Source organism: Mucilaginibacter rivuli (assembly GCF_019391655.1).
GTDB classification, from domain to species: Bacteria; Bacteroidota; Bacteroidia; order Sphingobacteriales; family Sphingobacteriaceae; genus Mucilaginibacter; species Mucilaginibacter rivuli.
In genome coordinates this window covers 208,704-228,198 of sequence record NZ_JAHXPQ010000001.1, presented here as the reverse complement: position 1 = coordinate 228,198, position 19,495 = coordinate 208,704, and the positions used below count along the sequence as shown (strand labels likewise).

Here is a 19,495-nt window from a genome sequence, read left to right as displayed (position 1 = left end):
TTGTATGCCTATATTAAGTAAAGAAGAAGCACAGGCTTTATTAAAGAAGGTGCTTAGTTATTCAAAAGCCGAAGAGTGCGAAGTAAGCTTGTTTGGCAGCGATGGCGGTAACATCCGTTACGCGTTGAACGCGGTTTCTACGGCGGGCGATATTAGTACTACCGGCCTTTCGGTAACATCGGCCTATGGTAAAAAAAGCGGCAGCGCTAATATTAATGAATTTGATGATGCGGCTTTAGAGCGCGTGGTACGCCGTTCAGAAGAGTTGGCACAATTAGCCCCTGAAAACCCGGAGCGCGAAGATATGCCCGGTCCGGCTACCTTTAAAGAGTCAACAACGTATAACCCAAAAACCGCCGCCATGACGCCCGAAAGCCGCGCCGAATTGGTAGCTAAAAGCCTGGACGTAACCAAGAAAGCCAACCTAAGCGCAGCAGGATTTTTAGAGAACAGTACCACTTTTAGCGCGGTAATGAACTCGAAAGGTTTTTTTGCCTATAACAAAAGCACCGATGTGATATTCTCGGTTACTACCCGTAACGATGCCGGTACAGCATCGGGCTACGCGGCACGTGGTTTTACCGATGTGAGTAAGTTAGATACCGAATCGGCAACACGTGTTGCCGCTATGAAAGCCAATGCATCATTAGGCGCACGCGCCATTGAGCCTGGAAAATACACGGTGATACTGGAACCCGTTGCGGCTACCTATATGATGGAAAACATGTTCCGTTTTGATGCACGCAGCGCCGAGGAAGGCCGTAGCTTTTTAAGTAAAAAGGGTGGCGGAACCCGTTTAGGTGAGCAATTGATGGATGAGAAAGTAACCATCTATTCAGATCCGTTCGATCCTGATCTGCCATCATCAACCTGGGGCCGTGATGGCTTGCCGCGCGAAAAAACAGTTTGGATAGATAAAGGTAAAGTAGCCACGTTAAGCTATTCGAAATACTGGGCCAAAAAGAAAGGTGTTGCACCGCAACCGGGCCCGGGCAATATCATTATGATGGGCGGAAACACCTCGCTCGAAGAAATGATCAAAAGTACCGAAAAAGGTATTTTAGTATCGCGCCTATGGTATATCCGCATGGTTGACCCGCAGGTATTGCTGTTAACCGGACTAACCCGCGATGGTACTTTCTATATTGAGAATGGCGAGATCAAATTCCCGGTGAAGAACTTCCGTTTTAACGAAAGCCCGGTAATTATGCTGAACAACCTGGAAGCCCTCGGTAAACCGGAGCGCAGCATCAGCGTAGAATCATACCAAAGCTATATGATACCACCGATGAAGATCAGGGACTTTACTTTCTCGTCGTTGTCGGACGCGGTGTAATGCAATGATTGATTGAGTGATTTTTGATTGATCGATTGTTTTTCGATCAAGTTGATAATGAAGCCATCTGTAAAAGGGTGGCTTTTTTGTTTCCTTACAAATCCATCCTCATCACATAATCGTTCATCCAATAATCCCCGATGGGAATATCTTCTTCTCCAATCACATAAAATCCCATCTTTTCGTAAAATCCTTTGGCTTTGTTATATCGGTTCACGTTAAGATCAAGCGCGTAACTATCTGCGTTTATAACACGACGGCAAACTTCGTCTATCAAAATTTTGCCATAGCCTTTGCCCTGGGTTTGGGGCAGACAGTAGAGTTTGTGAAGTTTGTAGATGTCGGGGTTTTCGTCGCGGGGCGAGTATCCTGCGAAAGCTACGGGTTCTTCATCCTCAATGAGCAATAAAAAGCTTTGCTCGCCGGTGGCAATCTGTTGGCTTATCTTTTCAGTGGAATACAGAACAGATAACATATAGGTGATCTGTTCTGCGCCCAATATAGGCGAATAAGTGGGCCACCAGGTTTTTTGGGCGATATTGATAATGGCACCAACATCAGCTATATTGGCTTCTCGAATTTGGTAGGGCATTGTTATTCAGCTTCTGTTTCTGCAATAATACCGGCAGAGAAATAGGCTTCCAGTTCTTTTAATGTTGATGCGCTGGTAACAATATCTTTAATTATTTTACCTTTTTCCATCAGCAAAATACGGTCGCATACCTCGGTAACATGGCTCAAATCGTGACTTGATACAATGGTTGTCATGCCTTTGGTTTTGTTCAGGTCCTTCAGCAGGTTTTTTAAACGTATCTGGGTGCTTGGGTCAATATTGGCGAAAGGTTCATCCAGCATTAACAATTCCGGACTTTGCAGTAAGCAGGCGGCAACACCAACCTTGCACTGGTTGCCTTTCGACAGATCGCGGATGTATTTGCCTTTTTTCAGTATCTCACCGTTAAAAAACTCACCGTATCCCGCAAGGAAATCATCCACATGGGCACGGCTTTGGTTATGCAGGCCGCCGATGAAGTAAAAATATTCTTCGGGGGTAAGGTAATCTATCAAAAAGCCTTCATCAAGGTAGGCTGCGCTGGTGTCTTTCCATTTTTCGCCCCGGGCAACGTTCTCGCCGTTTATCAGCGCTTCGCCGCTTTCGGGGCGTATCAGATCGAGCAGCATACGGAACAGGGTTGTTTTACCTGCGCCATTATTGCCTATCAGCCCTACGCTTTCGCCTTTGCGTATCTCAATTTGCGGTACATTAACTACTATAACACCGGCATATACTTTTTTTAGATTCTTAACTTCTATCATAAATTATTTATTTCTAAAGCCTTCGGCTATGGTGTATCTTTTTTCCTGAAAATCAGCTTCCAGTTTTTTGATCCAGTAACTACGCGTAAATACAAAAAGCACGCCTGTTATACCGATGATGATCAAAGCCATATCGGCATGATGAAAAAATGAAAGCGGGGCATAAATAATGAACGGTGTTATCATGAGCGGGAAACCGATGAGCAACTGCGTTGCCCCTACGCCTTCCCAGTTAAAGGCCGCGCCCTTGCTCAGATCGATACGTTTATAATTGCGGTTAGCAAAAAACAATACCACAAGTGTATTAACCCCAATGTTCCACAAATACATTACAAAGTTTATAAATACAGCATGCCAGCCAAAATGCACATATGGTATAGTGAGCAAAAACGCTACGGTTGATATGGTGGTGAACAGCAGGAACTTGGCACGTAAAAAATCGCGAAAGTTAACCTTGCTTACCAATATGCCATCAAAATGGCTGCCTTGCCAGCCATACATGTGCTGCCCGTAGCTAATGATGAATATCCCCGTCATGAACATGCCGCAAAAAACCTTGCCGGCCTGGAAATTTGCCATTTTGGGGTTAATAGATGGGATATAAAACATCAAACCATAAAACATCATAATAACACAAATAACCAATGCTGAGCGGGAGCGTTTGTTGCGTAAAATGAGTTTGATCTCGTTGCCAACCAGATCGCCTACTTTGCCAAAATAGTTAAGTACCGGTATTTCGGTGCTGGTTTTATAGGCTTCTTTTTTCTGCGAACCCAGGTCTTCCAGGTAAAGGTTTTGTTTGAGATACAAAAAGTTGATATAGTACATTGCTGTGGCAAGCAACACCGGCAGTAAAAACAACCATGGCATGGTTTGCAAATGCCCGAAGAAAAGGAACGACAGGTTTTTGAATGAGATAATATGCCAGCCGTAATCGGCAGCTAAGAGGGAGACAAGAAACGCGGCAAAACCTACCGAAATCCAGCCATTTAAATTAGACCGGCGTTTTATGTAAAGGCTTAAATAGTTATTAAGCACCATAAAACCTATAATAGATAGAATGAATGCCGTTGCTACCAAACCGCCACTATCGGGCTTTACCACTTTAAATATAAAAGGTAAAAAGAGAATGAACGGCCACAGGTTAAAAAACGACTGTAAGGAAACGAAAGATAGATATCTGATAATTGTATTCTTTTTTATCGGCAGGTGCAGGTAGGGTTGTACTTTTAAAGTTGGCAGTTCCTGCAATTGAAACCGCATCAACAAATCGAACAAATAATAATACAGGATAATACCGGAAAATATGTGAACCAGGTTTTCGGTTGGGGCCACCTCTTCTAATATCTTATCTAAAAAAAAGCCAAGCGCAAAAACATAAAGCAACATAATGAGGATTAAAACCCCCATTACAATACGTACAGCTATAGTTTTACCTGTACCCTTGGAGCGCCAAAACGACTTTAGTTCGTGTTGGATAAAAGTTATAGTCATTTATGTTGTCAGTTACATATTAAATATTGTCATTTCGAACGAGTGAAACGAGGAGAAAACTTCGCGAATAACATCAGCAATACATTGAGTGCTTTAATCGCTTTGTAAAGATTTCTCCCTGCGGTCGAAATGACAGAGGGCTACAGTTGCTAATATAACTAATATTTATACCTGTCGCCCCAAAGTTTTTTTAACTTCTCTTTTGACTCTGCTTCGCGCGGATTGTTACCGGGTTCGTAAATTTTGGTGCCGCGGATGGCATCGGGCAGAAAGTCGAGATCTACAAAGTTGCCTTCGTAGCCGTGGGCGTATTTATAATCTTTACCATATCCAATGTTCTTCATCAGTTTAGTTGGGGCGTTGCGCAGGTGCAGGGGTACGGGCAGATCGCCGGTTTCGCGCACCAGGGCCATAGCAGCGCCAATAGCCGTAGTTGCCGAATTGCTTTTTGCCGAGGTAGCTAGGTAAATTACTGTTTGGGATAAAATGAGCTGCGATTCGGGCATTCCGATCACATTCACCGCGTTAAAGCAACTTTGGGCCAATAGCAGCGCGTTAGGGTTAGCATTGCCAATATCTTCGGATGCGAGGATGAGCATACGCCGGGCAATAAAAAGCGGATCTTCTCCCCCGGCTATCATCCGCGCAAGCCAGTATACCGCGCCGTTCGGGTCGCTGCCGCGCATTGATTTGATGAAGGCCGAAATAATATCATAATGCTGCTCGCCCGCCTTATCATACAGCGCCATGTTTTGCTGTACATGCTCCAGTACTAATTTATTGGTGATGGTAAGTTTCTTACCATCAAAGGCATTAACCAGCAATTCGAAAATATTGAGCAGTTTACGCGCATCGCCTCCCGAAAGGCGGATGAGGGCCTCGTATTCTTCAATGTTGATATTCTTTTTACTGATCACCTCGTCAACCTGTTGGGCGGTTTGGAGCAGGTGGATCAGATCGTCTTCGCTTAACGATTTCAAAATATACACCTGGCAGCGCGACAGCAAAGCCGAAATGACTTCGAAAGATGGGTTTTCGGTTGTTGCGCCGATGAGGGTAACGATGCCGCGTTCAACAGCACCCAGCAATGAGTCTTGCTGTGATTTGGAGAAGCGGTGAATCTCATCAATAAACAGCACGGGTAAAGACTCGCCCTGTTCACGCAGGATGGAAGCTTTCTCTATAACCTCACGTACATCTTTAACACCGGAGTTTATAGCGCTAAGCGTAAAGAATGGCCTGTTAAGCGATTGTGATATGATATAAGCCAACGTAGTTTTACCCACACCCGGCGGCCCCCAGAATATCATGGATGGCAATGCACCACCCTCAATGGCTTTGCGTAATACCGCGCCGGGGCCAACCAAATGTTTTTGCCCAACATACTCGTCGAGGTTTTTGGGGCGCATGCGCTCGGCTAAAGGAGGTAGATTACTCATGATTGTAAAATTCGAAAATTCAATTACTAAATCCTAATTTTGTTAGCAAAACATATTTAATGAGCCTTAGTTTTGATCAATCTACTTTCCTTCACTTGTGTGATGAAGTTTGTAAAACAGATTATGATCTGAACAACATCCTGCAAAAGTATGGCTATCCGCCGATGTGGAGCAGGGAAAACACTTTCGAATCATTGGTACATATTATTCTGGAGCAGCAGGTATCGTTGGCATCGGCATTGGCGGCATTGAATAAGTTGAAGGAACGGATACAGGAAATAACACCTTTGCGGGTGTCACTGTTGACGGACGAGGAGTTAAGGGCCTGTTATTTTAGTCGCCAAAAGACACTGTATGTAAAGCATTTGGCAGAGCACATTGTCAGCGGAAAGTTAAAGCTGGATGAGTTGCCGCAACTGGATGATGATGACATACGTAAACAGCTCTGCGCAGTTAAAGGCATAGGCAACTGGACGGTAGATGTATACCTAATGTTCGTACTGCACCGGGCAGATGTTTTCCCGGTTGGCGATTTGGCAGCGGTAAATGCGTTGAAAAAAGTAAAAGGCTTGCCTGCATCGGTTAGCCGTGAAGATTTGTTGTTGATAGCAGAGGCTTGGGCACCTTATAGAACAGTGGCTACCATGTTGTTGTGGCATTTTTATTTGGAGGAGCGGAAGAGCGTTTAATGTGCAAATGGAATATGTGCAGTTGTGCAAATGAAACGCCCTCCCTTTAGCGATGGATTTGAAACCCATCGCTAAATGTGAAATAAAAATTCTATCCAGCCGTTTTTAACTGCTGATTAAAAAATGTATATTTGAAGATTGACCCTTAATGTTGAAAATGTTTAGAGTACTGATACTCATTCCCTTATTATTTATACTTTGTTTGCCTGCCAGCGCACAGTTTGCATGGCTCAAAAAAAAGGAACCGGTTGTTGTTCGCAACCCGGATGTAGCGCCGGCACGTATGCCCGCTATTAATTTTGATGCTCCTGTAAGCCATCCTGCCATAAAACCCAATGTAGATTTTGGGATGACGCTCTACTGCTTTGAAGCGACTGAGGCTGCTACTTTAAAAGCCTTATACCATACCCGCCGGTTTCACCAGGATGCGGAGGCTATTAAAAACTACCGCGCCCTTATTGACCTGTATATTAGCCAGGGCCACTACTCCGAGGCTAAATGGCATTTGCTGCAATGTAATTTCCTGGCGCAACAAATTGGCGATACTGAAACCATCCTGTACTCGCTTACCCAGGTAGCTGCTGTTAAAACACAAATTGGCGAGTTTGAACTTGCGCGAGAAGACCTGGTACAGGCACGCAGTATTGCCACCTACTATTTACGCGCCAATGATGTTGCCGATATTGATAAACGCCTTAACCTGCTCAAAATAAAACAGGTTGCCAATACCAAAAGCGAAAACCGGTATGCCGCCGTTGTTGAGGATGAAAAAAACGGCAAGTAATGTAACTTCAGCCTCATCCTATTGTCAAACAAATAAAACATTATTGTAATATTGTTATTCTATTATGCAATGGCTGCAAGCTGTTTCTTTTTTTATATACTTTAGCCAAAATATTACGTTTATAAATGTTTAGTTCGGGATTTAATTTAACTGCAGTAAAAGATATGTTTAAGAGAATATATGTACTACTAATTTTAGGAGCCGCATTGGCATGTAACGCATCGCCGGTAGGCTCGTCAAATTTCGACCTGAGCGAATTGCATTTGGAAGATGGGATAACACCGGTTAAAAAATCGGCCAGGGTTGATGGCTCTAATGATCTGCAGCCTGATGAAAAGCAAAGTTTGGTGAGCCGTGTAGTGGCCCAGATGATCACCAATAACAACTACAAAAAGGTAAAGCTTAACGATTCATTATCAGCCGTGATATTTAACCGTTATGTAAAAAGCCTTGATGATAACCACGATTATTTTTTAGCATCGGATATTGAGGGTTTTCAGCAATATAAAACCAAGCTTGACGACGATTTAAAAAGCGGCGACCTGAGCAACGTGTTTTATATGTATAACGTTTTCCAAAAACGTTATGTAGAGCGTGTTAAATTCTCGATAGCACAGTTGGATAAAGATTACGACTTTACAAAAGATGAGGTTTTTGCCTATAACCGCGAAAAACTGCCTTATGCAAAATCGACAGGAGAATCGGACGAGTTGTGGGCAAAACGTGTTAAATATGACCTGTTAAGCCTTAAACTGGCTACGCCCGACCTGGCCAAGGACAAAGAAACATTGAGAAAACGTTACCAAAACCTGTTGAACCAATCGGAAAAGCTTTCGGCTGCAGATGTTTTCCAGAAATATATGGAAGCTGTTACCGAAGCTGTTGACCCGCATACCAATTACTTTACACCATTTAACGCGTCCCAATTCAACATGGAAATGTCGCGCTCGCTGGAAGGTATTGGCGCTACGCTGACTACCGAGAACGACATGGTGACCATACAAAGCATTGTGCCCGGCGGCCCGGCTTACAAAAGCAAGCAAATTGATGTTGGCGACCATATTGTTGGCGTTGCACAAGGTAAAGATGGCGAATACCAGGATATTATAGGATGGCGCTTAGATAACGCCATTGGCTTGATCCGTGGCCATAAGGGTACTTTGGTAAAACTGAAGGTTATCCCAAAAGGAAAAGCAACTTCTGATCAGCCTAAAATTGTAGAGATCGTTCGTGAGAAGATCATACTGCAGGATCAGTCGGTTAAAAAAGAGATCAAAACTTATAACAACAACGGCAAGATCACCAAGATCGGCATCATCAATATCCCTGCATTTTATATCGACTTTAACGCTTACCGTGCCGGCGACCCGAACTACAAAAGCACCACCCGCGATGTGAAGCTGATACTGGATACCCTGAAACAAATGAATGTTGATGGTATTGTAGTCGATCTGCGCGAAAATGGCGGCGGTTCATTATCAGAAGCCATCAGCCTGACAGGTTTGTTCATCAAATCGGGTCCGGTAGTACAGGTTCGCGATTCGCAGAACCGTATCGAGGTTGACGAGGATGATGACACATCGGTATCTTACGCAGGCCCTATGGCTGTATTGGTTGACCGTTTCAGCGCGTCGGCATCAGAGATATTCTCGGGCGCGATACAGGATTACGGCCGTGGCATTATCATCGGTACACAAACCTATGGTAAAGGGTCCGTACAAAACGAGATAGACCTTGATAACGTGATCAGTCCGGTTATGAAACAACGTGTGTTGGATGCCATGAGCGCGCGCCTAAAAGCAGCACCAGGCAAAGCTATCACAGGCAAGGTTGATTCTACAGGTAAGATCGTTGCAGCGCCAACCAACCAAAGCACATTTGGTCAGCTTAATTTAACTATTGCCAAGTTTTACCGTGTTAACGGCAGCTCAACTCAACATAAAGGTGTAACACCGGATATCGCTTTCCCATCGCTTATCCCGATGGAAAAATATGGTGAGGATACCGAACCATCGGCTATGCCATGGGATACCATCGCGGCAAGCAATTATACCAAAGTTGGAAACTTTACAACGGTTTTACCGAAACTAACACAGCTTTACAAAGCTCGCCAGGTAAACAACCCTACCTACAAATACCTGATGGATATACAGGCCGACTACAAAAAACAGGATACTGAAAAATCGGTATCGCTAAATGAGGTAGCCTTGAAAAAACAGCGTGATGCAGATTCTGAAAAGAATCTGGCCCGTGAAAACACAATACGTGTAGCCATGGGATACCCGGCTTTAAAGAAAGGTGATAAAAAACCGAAGAACGAAGATATTGACTTTATTAAGAAGGAAGCCGGCCAAATACTGACCGACTACATTATGCTGGATAACAAGATAACTAAGGTTAACGGTACGCATTAATAAGATATCCCATCAAAACATTGATAACAAAACCATGTTATCCAAAGGCTTAGTATATCACTAAGCCTTTTTTTTTATGGCTAAAAAACCGCTGCTTGAATTTACTGATCGTGGGATATATTGCGCTCAGGGTTTATTTTATATAGACCCCTGGTTGCCGGTTGATGACGCGGTGATCACACATGCCCACTCTGACCATGCCCGTATGGGTAACAAACGATATTTAGCTCACCATTACTCCGAGCAAGTATTGCGGTACCGTTTGGGAGCGGACATACAACTGCAAACCGTGGAGTATGGCGAAACCGTGATGAAGAACGGCGTGGAGATCAGCTTATTCCCGGCGGGGCATGTGATTGGCTCGGCACAGGTGCGGCTGAGTTATAAAGGCGAAGTTTGGGTGGTGAGCGGCGATTATAAGGTGGAAGATGACGGCATATCTACACCTTTCGAGCCGGTGCGCTGCCACCACTTTATATCGGAATGTACTTTTGGGATGCCGGTTTATAAATGGAAAGCGCAAACGGATACCTTTAACGAGATCAATACCTGGTGGCGGCAAAACGCGGAGAATAATGTAGCTACAGTTATTGTGGGCTACAGCCTGGGCAAGGCGCAGCGCGTTCTGCAAAACCTCGATCTTTCTATCGGGAAAGTATATACCCATGGCGTTATTGAAAACACCAACGAGGCACTAAGGCGTAATGGTATCATCCTGAACCCTACCGAAAGGATAACGCCACTTACCACGAAAGAGGAAGTGCGAAAAGGTATTATCATCGCGCCGCCATCATCAGTTGGTACGCCATGGATGAGGCGTTTCGGCCCATACGATTTTGGATATTGTTCGGGTTGGATGAGTATACGCGGCGCCAAGAAACGCCGCGCAGCCGACAGGGGTTTTGTACTATCGGACCATGCCGACTGGGATGGACTGATCAGCGCGATCGATGCTACAGGTTGTGAGAAGGTATACCTGACACATGGTTATACAGCCAGCTTTTCGAGGTATTTAAGTGAGATCGGCTTTGACGCGCACGAGGTGCATACTTTATATGGTGGCGATGAAAATGAAGAAGAACCCAAAGCCGACCCGGTTGGAGATGATAGCAGCGAAGTGAAAATAAGCGACCTATCCACAGCTGCAGATATTGGCGAAGCGAAAGAGGAGGGTTTAATATGAGGGCCTTCGCGCAGTTGTTTCTATCGCTTGATGAAACTAATAAGACCAATGAAAAGGTCAGGGTATTAAAGGATTACTTTTTATCGGTACCCGATACAGATAAGATGCACATGCTGGCCTTGTTTACCGGTCGTAAGCCGAAGCGACCCATCAACTCCACACTGATACGCACCTGGGCCATGGAACTATCACATATCCCGGTTTGGTTGTTCGAAGAGAGTTACCAGGTAGTAGGTGATCTGGCAGAGACCATATCGCTATTGTTGCCTCAGAATACCATCAGCAACAGCAAAACCTTGACGGAATGGATAGCCGAAATTAATACCGTAGGGGCACGCACCGAAGAAGAAAAAAAACAATGGCTGATCGAATCATGGGGGATGCAGGACAGTCAGGAAAAGTTTGTGTTTAACAAGGTGCTAACCGGTGGCTTCCGTGTTGGGGTATCGCAAAACCTGGTGATCAAAGCTTTGGCAGATATATCCAAACTTGATGCCGCTACGCTTACCCACCGCATTATGGGTAACTGGATGCCGGAAGATTACACCTTTGACCAGTTGATTGCCGAACAGGGTGCCTCGGATGATATATCTCGGCCCTACCCTTTCTTTTTGGCTTACCCGATACAGGAGACATCGGAAAAACAGAAGTCGCCTGAAGAGCTGCACGGCAGCCTGGGTGATGCCGCAGAATGGCAGGCCGAATGGAAATGGGATGGCATACGTGCGCAAATGATCAAGCGCGACGGCAAGATATTTATATGGAGCCGTGGCGAAGACCTCGCTACCGAGAAGTTCCCGGAGTTGCACCCCTTTTTAAATGCCCTACCCGATGGTACCGTATTGGACGGGGAGATACTGAGTTTTCAGAACGGGCAGCCCCTCCCCTTTAATGTTTTGCAAACAAGGATAGGCCGCAAAAATCTCAGCAAAAAAATATTAGAAGAAGGCCCGGTGGCGGTTATAGCTTATGATTGTTTAGAGTATGGCGGCGAAGATATCCGCAATAAAACACAGGTGGAGCGCCGTGCTATTTTGGAGCAATTGCAACAGGAAACGGATGAACCCGAAATATTCCGCATATCGGAACTGATCAATTTTAGCGATTGGGATGAACTGGCGGAGATACGCACACGATCGCGCAGTATGATAGCCGAAGGCATTATGCTAAAACGTAAAAGCGCGCATTACCAGGTAGGCCGCCGCCGCGGCGACTGGTGGAAATGGAAGATTGATCCCTTATCGGTAGACGCGGTAATGATATATGCCCAAAAAGGCCATGGCCGTCGTGCCGACCTGTACACCGATTATACCTTTGCCGTTTGGGATGGCGATAAGCTGGTGCCTTTTGCTAAAGCCTACTCGGGCCTTACCGATGAAGAAATACGCAAGGTAGATAATTTTGTAAAGCGCAACACGCTGGAAAAGTTCGGACCGGTACGTACCGTGAAGCCACAATTGGTTTTTGAGATCGGTTTTGAAGGGATAAACCGGTCGACAAGGCATAAATCGGGTATCGCGTTGCGCTTTCCGCGGATATTAAGATGGCGGATGGATAAGCCGATGGAAGAGGCGGATACGATCGAGACTTTGAGGGGGATGTTGTAGGATATGTTCCCGAAATAATAAAAGTATTAACTTAGGCGCATGGCATTTAAAACATATATCATCAGCGGGGCGGGTAGCGGTATTGGCAGGGCAATCGCGCAAAAACTATCGGAACAAAACCAATGTGTTTTACTGGGGCGCAATGAAGCCAGCCTGCAACAAACTTTGGCAACATTAAAGGGTGGGGGACACCAAATTTTGGTGGCTGATATTAAAAGTATACACAGCCTTGCGCAAGCAGCAAAGACCTTGGGTGATATAAAGATCAGTGGACTGATAGCTAACTCGGGTATTGGTGGCGAGAACCAATGGGGTGTTAACGACCGCTGGGATGATATTATCAGTACCAATCTTACCGGGACCTATAATTTTGTGAATACCTTTTTACCTAATTTGAAAGACCAGCAGACTGAAACACATGTACTCATCACCTCATCGGTATTGGCGCGTTTGGGCGTGGCTAATTATTCAGCTTATTGTGCTTCGAAAGCGGGGTTGCTGGGTTTGATGCGGAGCTGGGCGGTACAGTACGCGACTGAGAAGATATTGGTGAATGCCATTTGCCCGGGCTGGGTGGATACCGAAATGAGTCAGGAAGGTTTGCAGGGTATTGCCGATGGGATAGGAATTACTAAAGATGAGTTTTATGATATGGCAATGCAAAGCGTACCCTTGCGCCGCATGAGCCAGCCCGAAGAAATTGCCGACCTGGTAGCCTATCTGCTTAGCCAGAAAATAATAACAGGGCAAACCTTTGATATTAATGGCGGGGCGGTGATGAATAGCTGATTTGATAATTCAAAAATTAAAAGTCAAAATTCAAAAAACAAGGTGATTACCCCGCCTGAATCCTGCTACATGATACTTGCTACCTGATACTGTTTTTGTTAAGATCGTACTAATTGTTGAAAATTTTAAATTCTGTTTTTTTAAATCAAATTATTTCCCTATAATTGCAATCCGATTTTTACGGGTTAAAAATCGGCTTTAAGCGCTAAAAATCATGGATTTAGTAAAATTTGTTGAAGAACAATCAGTAGAAAAAAAGCAGTATCCTACTTTCAAAGCAGGCGATACTATCAGTGTACACTATAAAATCAGAGAAGGTAACAAGGAACGTATCCAGGTTTACCAAGGAGTTGTTATTCAACGTAACAGCGCCGGCAGCACCGAAACTTTTACCGTACGTAAAGTATCTAACGGTATTGGTGTTGAGCGTATATTCCCTTACAACTCTCCAAACATCGATAAAATCGAGTTGAACAACCAAGGTAAAGTTCGTCGTGCTAAATTATATTACCTGCGCGAACTTACCGGTAAAGCAGCACGTATCAAATCAAAAAGGGTTTAATCTCTTTTTAGAAGAAATATTCAATTAGCCTTCCTGTGCAAACAGGGAGGTTTTTTTGTTATCCCCGATTTAACATGGTTAAAACAGCCTGATCTTTATCCCTGCCAAACAGGGTATATATTTTTAGCTGGTCAGCAATGTTGGGGATCAAAAAAGTTTTGTCAGCCAGTTCTATTTGTTGGAGCACACCGATCATTTCCCAAAGGTTTATCCAACCTGCTTGGGTATTCACCAGCAAGTCGCCCATTACCTCAACAGGTGTATTGTTTATTATATACTGGCTAAACTGCGATGTGAATTTATCTTTACCCGCGGTTATTTTAGTTTTGATACGATAGGCAGATAACAGCTCTTCGAATGCCCTTGCTGTTTCCGTGCTACATAAAATATCAACATCGTGCGGCTTAACAGGCAAGCCGTGTAAATATAAACTTGCCGAGCCTATGATCATCCAGTTTTTTGAAACCGGTGTGAGCAGGTTGTGCAACAGGTTTAATGCTTCTGTAAGATCATCAGTCATTGTCTTTCAACAGATCGGGGCGGCGGGTTTTAGTGCGTTCGAGGGCTTGGTCAAAGCGCCATTTTTCAATTTCGGGCGTGTTGCCGCTGAGCAGGATATCGGGCACTTTATGGCCGTTCCAATCTGCCGGGCGGGTGTACACAGGGGCATCCAGCATATCATCCTGGAAAGAATCGGATAAAGCGGAAGTTTCATCATTCAATACGCCGGGTATCAATCGCACCACGGCATCTACAAGCACCGCTGCGGGCAGTTCGCCGCCTGAGAGTACATAATCCCCAATGGAGATCTCCCGTGTTACAAAGATATCGCGGATGCGCTGGTCGATGCCTTTATAATGGCCGCACAAGATGATGATATTGCCTTTGATGGAAAGTTGGTTGGCGATCTTCTGGTTCAGCGTTTCCCCATCAGGCGACATGAAGATGATCTCATCATAATCACGTTCACTTTTCAACTTCTCAATGCAGCGGGCAAAAGGTTCGATGGTCATTACCATGCCACTGCCACCACCGTAAGGATAATCATCAACACTTTTTTGCTTTTGGGTGCTGTAATCGCGCAGGTTATGTACTACAATTTCGGCAACGCCCTTTTTTTGCGCACGTTGTAAAATAGAGTGGGCAAAGGGGCTTTCCAACAAACCGGGAAGTACAGAGATGATATCAAAACGCATTTTCAAAGATAGAATCAAGAATCGAGAATCAGGAAGCAAGACGAATTTAATTTACTTATCGCCTTGATGCCGCTACATTACCTTCTGTATCACCCATCGGTGGCCAAAAACGTCCTCAAGCTCGCCCTGGCGCCAGCCGTAGTCGTGATCGGTTACCGGGGTAATTATGGTTGCACCCGCTGCTACGGCTTGGTTAAACAGGGCATGTACATCATCAGTCATCAAACCAATAACTATAGTAACACTGTTATGGTCAGCAGGCAAAATATCGCCTGAGTTGGGCATTACTTCGTGGATATGAAATGTGGCGCCGTCTATATTAAACTGCGCCACGTGAATACTGCCGTCATCATTACGGATACACCAGTCTTCAACCGCGCCAAATGCCCTGGTGTAAAAACCTGCCTCATGAATGTTTTTGCCGATGGCAAGCATAGGTGCGAATGCTGTTTTAGTTTTCATTAGGTGATGCTTTTTAATCTGTATCCTCTAATGTAAATATTTGCTCGACAGGTTTTTCAAAAACACGGGCAATTTTTAGTGCCAGTACGGTTGAGGGTACGTATTTATTACTCTCGATGGTATTAATGGTTTGGCGCGATACGCTGATGAGATCGGCAAGCTCGGCCTGGGTAATATTTTTTATGGCGCGCTCAACGCGGATGGTATTTTTCATAATGTTATTCCTCCTTTAATGAGCGGTTAAGCCTGAACATTTTCCAGCGGAAGATAATGATAAACAACATGAGCGGCACCCATAAATTAAGGCGAAGCATGTCTTTATAATCGGCTTTGCTATTGGTAAAGATAAGGCAGATAATGAGCACCAAATAATTAGCAAAAATAGCCCAGCGCAATGATGATAAACGGATTTGATAGATCTGCTCATCCTCGATCTTCTCGCGCGAAAAAGCGATGAGGAACAAGCCCAGCACCATGAGTACCACCGTGGCGATAAAGAACAAGTACGGCAGGTTAAACAGATTGCCATCATCATAAGAATGCAGGTGGTAAATATCCCAGATATGCATTACCGGTAAGTGAACCAGGAACAGCGCGAGCCCCAGCCAGCGCGTCCAGGTAGGGAATAGGAATTGAGGTTTCATAAATAAGTAAAATTTGTTTTACCAAATGTAAAACAAATTGGTAACTATATATCAGTTGGGACAGGTTTATTTTAAGGGTATTTGCGATGGGTGAAAGTAAGAATAGATTTGCCACACCAAAAGAGCCGATGCTGCTAATCCAGCAAGTACTGTCCCCCATGTCAAAGCAAATTCCCGAACGTTACGCCTCTTATTTGATGTTTGCTCAGTATTAAGCTGTTTTTCATACCCGCCAGTCCCTTGAAATATTGACCCTTCAATAGTTAAGTAGTAATTGGGTAGCACATCATTATCTGTATGCACCTCAATATATCCGTCTTTATGGATTTTCCTTAAAATCTCCCTAAACGTAACAACTTCTATATCAACACCATTTTTCATAAGAATATCATTCACGTAACTAATATTCATTTTCTGATTTCTTTCTTCTATTTTAAATGAAAATAGAACCTTATCAAGTTGTTGATGTAATGAAAGTTTTTGGGTTGACGACATAATATATTAGGGTTTACCGAAGATAGCGATTATCCTCATACACTATAAATATCTTCCTGAATCGCCGAGCCATAGCACAATGACTTACTAAAATATTTAGCAAATAAATCACACCATAAATCATAGAAAATCAATAACTTAAAAGTCAATTGTTGATAAAAACAAGCCATTTTAGCTAACAAATTGTGGATAACTTGATAAAATGGTATGTTAATTGCGTATCTTTGCATACCCAAACGAAACATTAACCAACTACCAACATGTTAACTGCAACTAATATAGCAGACTATTTTATATCGCTGTCAAATGCAACGGAAAACTTAATTAGCAATTTAAAGTTGCAAAAATTGGTTTATTATGCACAAGCATGGCATATAGCAGTTGTTAAAGAGCCACTTTTTGAAGAGGATTTTCAGGCGTGGGTTCATGGGCCTGTTATACCATCTTTGTACTTTCAATACAACTCATATAAATGGCATCCGATAATAAGGGATGATTTAAACGAGGATACATTAAAGCAGATCGGTTCTAATTTTTCTCCTGAAACTCAGGAGGTTTTGGATAATGTAGTTAGCGAGTATTTCGGCATGGAGGCGTATGCTTTGGAATTAAGCACCCACCTTGAAGATCCTTGGCTTATAGCACGTGCGGGGTTGCCGAAAGACGAGCCATGTACAACAGTTATTAGTAAAGAAAATATAGCGGCTTATTATAGTCAATTTTTGATAGATGGCTAAGTGGGATAAAAAAAAGAGTGAGGTTAAAAACACAAAATTCATTAACCCCACCAAGGAGTTAGTTTCTAAAGAAAATGCACACCTTGAACTTGTTAAATTCTCATTCAAATATTTAGATACAGAACATCAATCTTACCTTATATCGGATAGAGACACTGATTATTTTTTGAAATTTCTTGAACGAATAAAAACGATATGTCGGATGACTTGTGCATCTTTAAAATATCCCACCGTGCAATCTTTAAGAAATCATTACATAAATTGGGATCATACTACGCAAGATTGCTTCGGCTTACCAAACGAAGAGCAGTTGGTTGACAAACCATTTCAATTCGGAATCTCAGCAAATGAACATGGGAGGGTTATTGGGTTTTTTATTAATCAAACCTTCTACGTAGTTTGGTTTGACCCGAAGCATAACACCTATAACTAACTTTCTTCTTTTTTAATAGGAGGCTTTGTATTAGCCGCCATCTTAATCATATCCTCAAGCGTACCATTAAAAGTTACTTTAGGGTCGTAAGCCTCGGCACGTACCTTGCGCTTAACCTTTGGTTTTTTTTCCTCTGCCATATTCAAAGTTACTTAATTAAGTTAGCATAAGTCAAGCGTACACCGTTAACGTTTTTAATAGCATCCTCGAACCTTAAACAGTCGGATACCTTGCGGGTGTTATAACGATACCCAAACTCATTACAATAGCGTTGTAAGTGTTTTGGTGATACGTAGTGATAGATGCCGATAATACCTCTCTTTAACAGGCTAAAAAAGCCCTCTACTGTGTTTGTGTGAAACACTCCTCTTACATACTCACTTGTAGCGTGATTAACTACCTCGTGCTTGTAAGAATGTTTGAGGCTGCCATACATAGTTGAACTGTCAGTCACAATTAAAGCATCCTCTCTTACATTTGCCTGTATGATAGGTAACACATCAGATGTTTTCGGGCGGGTGGTTGATAGTAGCGTAGTGCGAACCTGACCGTCCCTTTGAACGATAGCAAACACGGCTGTCTTAGTGTCTACCCATTGACCGTTAACTGCCCTCATAGCGGCACGTTTCTTATTGCTTTTATTTTTTAAAGAACCACCTACATAGGTTTCATCAATTTCAACCGTACCATCTAATTGCTCTGATTGGTTGCTTAACAGCATTTCACGGATACGGTGTAAAAGAAACCATGCGGTCTTTTGAGTGATGGCTAAATCCCTACTTAACTGTAAAGAACTAATACCCTTTTTGTGTGCTGTACATAGGTACATTGCGGCAAACCAGGTGCGCAAACTGATCTTGGTATTTTCAAAGATTGTACCTGTTGTTACGCTGAACTTCTTAGCGCACTCTTTCGCTTTACATTTGTAGCCTCTGTTAGTAATATAAGCCCCTACGTTACCACAGTGAGGGCATGACGGTGTATCACTCCAACGGCTCTTGGCTAAGTAAGAAATACAAACTTCCTCATTTTTGAAGTAGTCTAAAACTTGTAAAAGGCTGTTGAATTGTGATGTCATTTACTTAATATTAATAACTTAATGGGACAAATATAAAACAAGTCCCACAAACTACCTAATTTATTTGAAAATATATTTGTAGGTTAGATATTTAAACCCAAATCGATGAAATTACCAATAGATTTACCCACCTATCAATTTGAGCATTTATCGCAAGGACATTACTTAAGAGGCGTATTGATAAATGAATTTTCAGGGCTTGAAAAAAAGATAGAAAAATTTATTGTAAGCTACTTTATTGATGACAAAGACAAGGGTAACGAGATGTCAAACATCATATTGGATAGACTAACTTTCGAGGCAAAGAGAACATCTTTTAAGGCTATTTTAGATAAGCGGTCGGTTGAAAATGGATTTGTAAAAACAAAGAATAATAGTTACCCTGAAAGCAAGTTTTTCGATGAGATAAGAAGATTAAACGACCATCGAATTTATTTTGCACACTATGTCATGGTTATGCCAATGGCGATAACAGATAATGTCATTGGATTAGCTGAATTCAGGGACAGCGTAAAAATCAAATGGTACACTCAAGAGCAATTTGAAACCCTGATTGGGGATATTATGATAGCCTCAAACAAAATACAAGCGCTCATCGATGGTCTGAAATCCACATAAGCCCCTCACTACTCTGTTCCGTTTCGAACCGTACTAATTTCGGTCACAGGGGTTTATATGCACCTACTAAGTTACTGCCAAAGCAAGGGCATTTTCAAATAAATGTAAATTATACTACGTATAATTTAATCAATAAACCACGCGCGTATTTATAATAGAAATCGGAAAATTCTGCCTGAATTTCAGGATCGGCGAACCGAAATTGAAATCTGAAAACT

At 43.2% G+C, this 19,495-nt stretch carries 23 protein-coding genes; 11 read left to right on the top strand and 12 right to left on the bottom strand.

What is annotated here, in order from left to right:
• Positions 1-4 precede the first annotated feature (4 nt).
• Positions 5-1,336, top strand: a complete 1,332-nt coding sequence (locus KXQ82_RS01105) for a TldD/PmbA family protein (protein ID WP_219486057.1) — start codon at positions 5-7, stop codon at positions 1,334-1,336.
• 94 nt (positions 1,337-1,430) lie between these two features.
• Here the strand turns inward: KXQ82_RS01105 and KXQ82_RS01100 are convergent, their stop codons facing one another.
• The 4 genes from KXQ82_RS01100 to KXQ82_RS01085 all read right to left on the bottom strand — a co-directional run bounded on the left by KXQ82_RS01100 (position 1,431) and on the right by KXQ82_RS01085 (position 5,586).
• A complete protein-coding gene (locus KXQ82_RS01100) occupies positions 1,431-1,928 on the bottom strand; it encodes a GNAT family N-acetyltransferase (RefSeq protein WP_219486056.1) in 498 nt (165 codons plus the stop codon).
• Positions 1,929-1,930: 2 nt separating this feature from the next.
• A complete protein-coding gene (locus KXQ82_RS01095) occupies positions 1,931-2,653 on the bottom strand; it encodes an ABC transporter ATP-binding protein (RefSeq protein ID WP_219486054.1) in 723 nt (240 codons plus the stop codon).
• Between the two features lie 3 nt (positions 2,654-2,656).
• Entirely contained in the window at positions 2,657-4,147 is a 1,491-nt protein-coding gene (locus KXQ82_RS01090) for a DUF5687 family protein (RefSeq protein WP_219486052.1), read from the bottom strand.
• Between the two features lie 158 nt (positions 4,148-4,305).
• Positions 4,306-5,586, bottom strand: a complete 1,281-nt coding sequence (locus KXQ82_RS01085; RefSeq protein WP_219486050.1) for a replication-associated recombination protein A — start codon at positions 5,584-5,586, stop codon at positions 4,306-4,308.
• A gap of 59 nt (positions 5,587-5,645) precedes the next feature.
• On the opposite strand from KXQ82_RS01085, the gene KXQ82_RS01080 reads away from it, so the two are divergent.
• The 7 genes from KXQ82_RS01080 to rplS all read left to right on the top strand — a co-directional run bounded on the left by KXQ82_RS01080 (position 5,646) and on the right by rplS (position 13,614).
• A complete protein-coding gene (locus KXQ82_RS01080; protein ID WP_219486049.1) occupies positions 5,646-6,275 on the top strand; it encodes a DNA-3-methyladenine glycosylase family protein in 630 nt (209 codons plus the stop codon).
• A 157-nt stretch (positions 6,276-6,432) separates the two neighbouring features.
• Positions 6,433-7,059 carry a hypothetical protein gene (locus KXQ82_RS01075; protein ID WP_219486048.1) on the top strand — a complete coding sequence of 209 codons (627 nt, stop codon included), beginning with the start codon at positions 6,433-6,435 and terminating at the stop codon, positions 7,057-7,059.
• Positions 7,060-7,223: 164 nt separating this feature from the next.
• Positions 7,224-9,473, top strand: a complete 2,250-nt coding sequence (locus tag KXQ82_RS01070) for a carboxy terminal-processing peptidase (RefSeq protein WP_219486047.1) — start codon at positions 7,224-7,226, stop codon at positions 9,471-9,473.
• 76 nt (positions 9,474-9,549) lie between these two features.
• Positions 9,550-10,656: a ligase-associated DNA damage response exonuclease gene (locus KXQ82_RS01065; protein ID WP_219486046.1), complete on the top strand. Its 1,107-nt coding sequence runs from the start codon at positions 9,550-9,552 to the stop codon at positions 10,654-10,656.
• Entirely contained in the window at positions 10,653-12,263 is a 1,611-nt protein-coding gene (locus KXQ82_RS01060) for an ATP-dependent DNA ligase (protein WP_219486045.1), read from the top strand. The genes KXQ82_RS01065 and KXQ82_RS01060 overlap by 4 nt, the downstream gene beginning before the upstream one ends.
• 39 nt (positions 12,264-12,302) lie before the next feature.
• Positions 12,303-13,052, top strand: a complete 750-nt coding sequence (locus tag KXQ82_RS01055) for an SDR family NAD(P)-dependent oxidoreductase (RefSeq protein ID WP_219486044.1) — start codon at positions 12,303-12,305, stop codon at positions 13,050-13,052.
• Between the two features lie 214 nt (positions 13,053-13,266).
• Positions 13,267-13,614, top strand: coding sequence for a 50S ribosomal protein L19 (rplS, locus tag KXQ82_RS01050; RefSeq protein WP_219486043.1), 348 nt, complete (start codon positions 13,267-13,269; stop codon positions 13,612-13,614).
• Positions 13,615-13,672: 58 nt separating this feature from the next.
• Here the strand turns inward: rplS and KXQ82_RS01045 are convergent, their stop codons facing one another.
• The 6 genes from KXQ82_RS01045 to KXQ82_RS01020 form a co-directional block, all read right to left on the bottom strand.
• Positions 13,673-14,134 carry a nucleotidyltransferase domain-containing protein gene (locus KXQ82_RS01045; protein ID WP_219486042.1) on the bottom strand — a complete coding sequence of 154 codons (462 nt, stop codon included), beginning with the start codon at positions 14,132-14,134 and terminating at the stop codon, positions 13,673-13,675.
• Positions 14,127-14,810 carry a tRNA (guanosine(37)-N1)-methyltransferase TrmD gene (trmD, locus tag KXQ82_RS01040; protein ID WP_219486041.1) on the bottom strand — a complete coding sequence of 228 codons (684 nt, stop codon included), beginning with the start codon at positions 14,808-14,810 and terminating at the stop codon, positions 14,127-14,129. The genes KXQ82_RS01045 and trmD overlap by 8 nt, the downstream gene beginning before the upstream one ends.
• A gap of 72 nt (positions 14,811-14,882) precedes the next feature.
• On the bottom strand, positions 14,883-15,272 hold the full coding sequence (locus tag KXQ82_RS01035) for a VOC family protein (protein ID WP_219486040.1): 390 nt from the start codon (positions 15,270-15,272) through the stop codon (positions 14,883-14,885).
• Positions 15,273-15,285: 13 nt separating this feature from the next.
• Entirely contained in the window at positions 15,286-15,486 is a 201-nt protein-coding gene (locus KXQ82_RS01030) for a helix-turn-helix transcriptional regulator (RefSeq protein ID WP_255563337.1), read from the bottom strand.
• 4 nt (positions 15,487-15,490) lie between these two features.
• Entirely contained in the window at positions 15,491-15,916 is a 426-nt protein-coding gene (locus KXQ82_RS01025) for a hypothetical protein (protein WP_219486039.1), read from the bottom strand.
• A gap of 66 nt (positions 15,917-15,982) precedes the next feature.
• Positions 15,983-16,411, bottom strand: coding sequence for a hypothetical protein (locus KXQ82_RS01020; protein ID WP_219486038.1), 429 nt, complete (start codon positions 16,409-16,411; stop codon positions 15,983-15,985).
• Between the two features lie 260 nt (positions 16,412-16,671).
• Here KXQ82_RS01020 and KXQ82_RS01015 point away from each other — a divergent pair, with 260 nt between their 5' ends.
• Together KXQ82_RS01015 and KXQ82_RS01010 are read left to right on the top strand one after the other, a co-directional pair.
• Complete coding sequence (locus tag KXQ82_RS01015; protein ID WP_219486037.1) at positions 16,672-17,148, top strand: Panacea domain-containing protein; 477 nt, start codon at positions 16,672-16,674, stop codon at positions 17,146-17,148.
• The gene (locus tag KXQ82_RS01010) at positions 17,141-17,581 is read left to right on the top strand and encodes a hypothetical protein (protein WP_219486036.1); all 441 of its coding nucleotides are present in this window, start codon (positions 17,141-17,143) and stop codon (positions 17,579-17,581) included. The genes KXQ82_RS01015 and KXQ82_RS01010 overlap by 8 nt, the downstream gene beginning before the upstream one ends.
• On the opposite strand, the gene KXQ82_RS01005 is transcribed toward KXQ82_RS01010, so the two are convergent.
• Together KXQ82_RS01005 and KXQ82_RS01000 are read right to left on the bottom strand one after the other, a co-directional pair.
• The gene (locus KXQ82_RS01005; RefSeq protein WP_219486035.1) at positions 17,578-17,721 is read right to left on the bottom strand and encodes a hypothetical protein; all 144 of its coding nucleotides are present in this window, start codon (positions 17,719-17,721) and stop codon (positions 17,578-17,580) included. The genes KXQ82_RS01010 and KXQ82_RS01005 overlap by 4 nt on opposite strands.
• An 8-nt stretch (positions 17,722-17,729) precedes the next feature.
• Complete coding sequence (locus KXQ82_RS01000) at positions 17,730-18,659, bottom strand: IS1595 family transposase (RefSeq protein WP_219486032.1); 930 nt, start codon at positions 18,657-18,659, stop codon at positions 17,730-17,732.
• 105 nt (positions 18,660-18,764) lie between these two features.
• Between KXQ82_RS01000 and KXQ82_RS00995 the strand changes: the two genes are divergently transcribed.
• Entirely contained in the window at positions 18,765-19,277 is a 513-nt protein-coding gene (locus KXQ82_RS00995; RefSeq protein ID WP_219486030.1) for a hypothetical protein, read from the top strand.
• Positions 19,278-19,495 lie beyond the last annotated feature (218 nt).

Bases quoted from the DNA above. Each gene is read 5' to 3' on its own strand.
- KXQ82_RS01010 (WP_219486036.1), top strand. From the start codon at position 17,141: ATGGCTAAGTGGGATAAAAAAAAGAGTGAGGTTAAAAACACAAAATTC.
- KXQ82_RS01095 (WP_219486054.1), bottom strand. From the start codon at position 2,653: ATGATAGAAGTTAAGAATCTAAAAAAAGTATATGCCGGTGTTATAGTA.
- KXQ82_RS01055 (WP_219486044.1), top strand. From the start codon at position 12,303: ATGGCATTTAAAACATATATCATCAGCGGGGCGGGTAGCGGTATTGGC.
- KXQ82_RS01015 (WP_219486037.1), top strand. From the start codon at position 16,672: ATGTTAACTGCAACTAATATAGCAGACTATTTTATATCGCTGTCAAAT.
- KXQ82_RS01065 (WP_219486046.1), top strand. From the start codon at position 9,550: ATGGCTAAAAAACCGCTGCTTGAATTTACTGATCGTGGGATATATTGC.
- KXQ82_RS01085 (WP_219486050.1), bottom strand. From the start codon at position 5,586: ATGAGTAATCTACCTCCTTTAGCCGAGCGCATGCGCCCCAAAAACCTC.
- KXQ82_RS01070 (WP_219486047.1), top strand. From the start codon at position 7,224: ATGTTTAAGAGAATATATGTACTACTAATTTTAGGAGCCGCATTGGCA.
- KXQ82_RS01025 (WP_219486039.1), bottom strand. From the start codon at position 15,916: ATGAAACCTCAATTCCTATTCCCTACCTGGACGCGCTGGCTGGGGCTC.
- KXQ82_RS01060 (WP_219486045.1), top strand. From the start codon at position 10,653: ATGAGGGCCTTCGCGCAGTTGTTTCTATCGCTTGATGAAACTAATAAG.
- KXQ82_RS01000 (WP_219486032.1), bottom strand. From the start codon at position 18,659: ATGACATCACAATTCAACAGCCTTTTACAAGTTTTAGACTACTTCAAA.
- KXQ82_RS01035 (WP_219486040.1), bottom strand. From the start codon at position 15,272: ATGAAAACTAAAACAGCATTCGCACCTATGCTTGCCATCGGCAAAAAC.
- KXQ82_RS01045 (WP_219486042.1), bottom strand. From the start codon at position 14,134: ATGACTGATGATCTTACAGAAGCATTAAACCTGTTGCACAACCTGCTC.
- KXQ82_RS01005 (WP_219486035.1), bottom strand. From the start codon at position 17,721: ATGGCAGAGGAAAAAAAACCAAAGGTTAAGCGCAAGGTACGTGCCGAG.
- KXQ82_RS01090 (WP_219486052.1), bottom strand. From the start codon at position 4,147: ATGACTATAACTTTTATCCAACACGAACTAAAGTCGTTTTGGCGCTCC.
- KXQ82_RS01080 (WP_219486049.1), top strand. From the start codon at position 5,646: ATGAGCCTTAGTTTTGATCAATCTACTTTCCTTCACTTGTGTGATGAA.
- KXQ82_RS01030 (WP_255563337.1), bottom strand. From the start codon at position 15,486: ATGAAAAATACCATCCGCGTTGAGCGCGCCATAAAAAATATTACCCAG.
- rplS (WP_219486043.1), top strand. From the start codon at position 13,267: ATGGATTTAGTAAAATTTGTTGAAGAACAATCAGTAGAAAAAAAGCAG.
- KXQ82_RS01020 (WP_219486038.1), bottom strand. From the start codon at position 16,411: ATGTCGTCAACCCAAAAACTTTCATTACATCAACAACTTGATAAGGTT.
- trmD (WP_219486041.1), bottom strand. From the start codon at position 14,810: ATGCGTTTTGATATCATCTCTGTACTTCCCGGTTTGTTGGAAAGCCCC.
- KXQ82_RS01075 (WP_219486048.1), top strand. From the start codon at position 6,433: ATGTTTAGAGTACTGATACTCATTCCCTTATTATTTATACTTTGTTTG.
- KXQ82_RS01100 (WP_219486056.1), bottom strand. From the start codon at position 1,928: ATGCCCTACCAAATTCGAGAAGCCAATATAGCTGATGTTGGTGCCATT.
- KXQ82_RS01105 (WP_219486057.1), top strand. From the start codon at position 5: ATGCCTATATTAAGTAAAGAAGAAGCACAGGCTTTATTAAAGAAGGTG.
- KXQ82_RS00995 (WP_219486030.1), top strand. From the start codon at position 18,765: ATGAAATTACCAATAGATTTACCCACCTATCAATTTGAGCATTTATCG.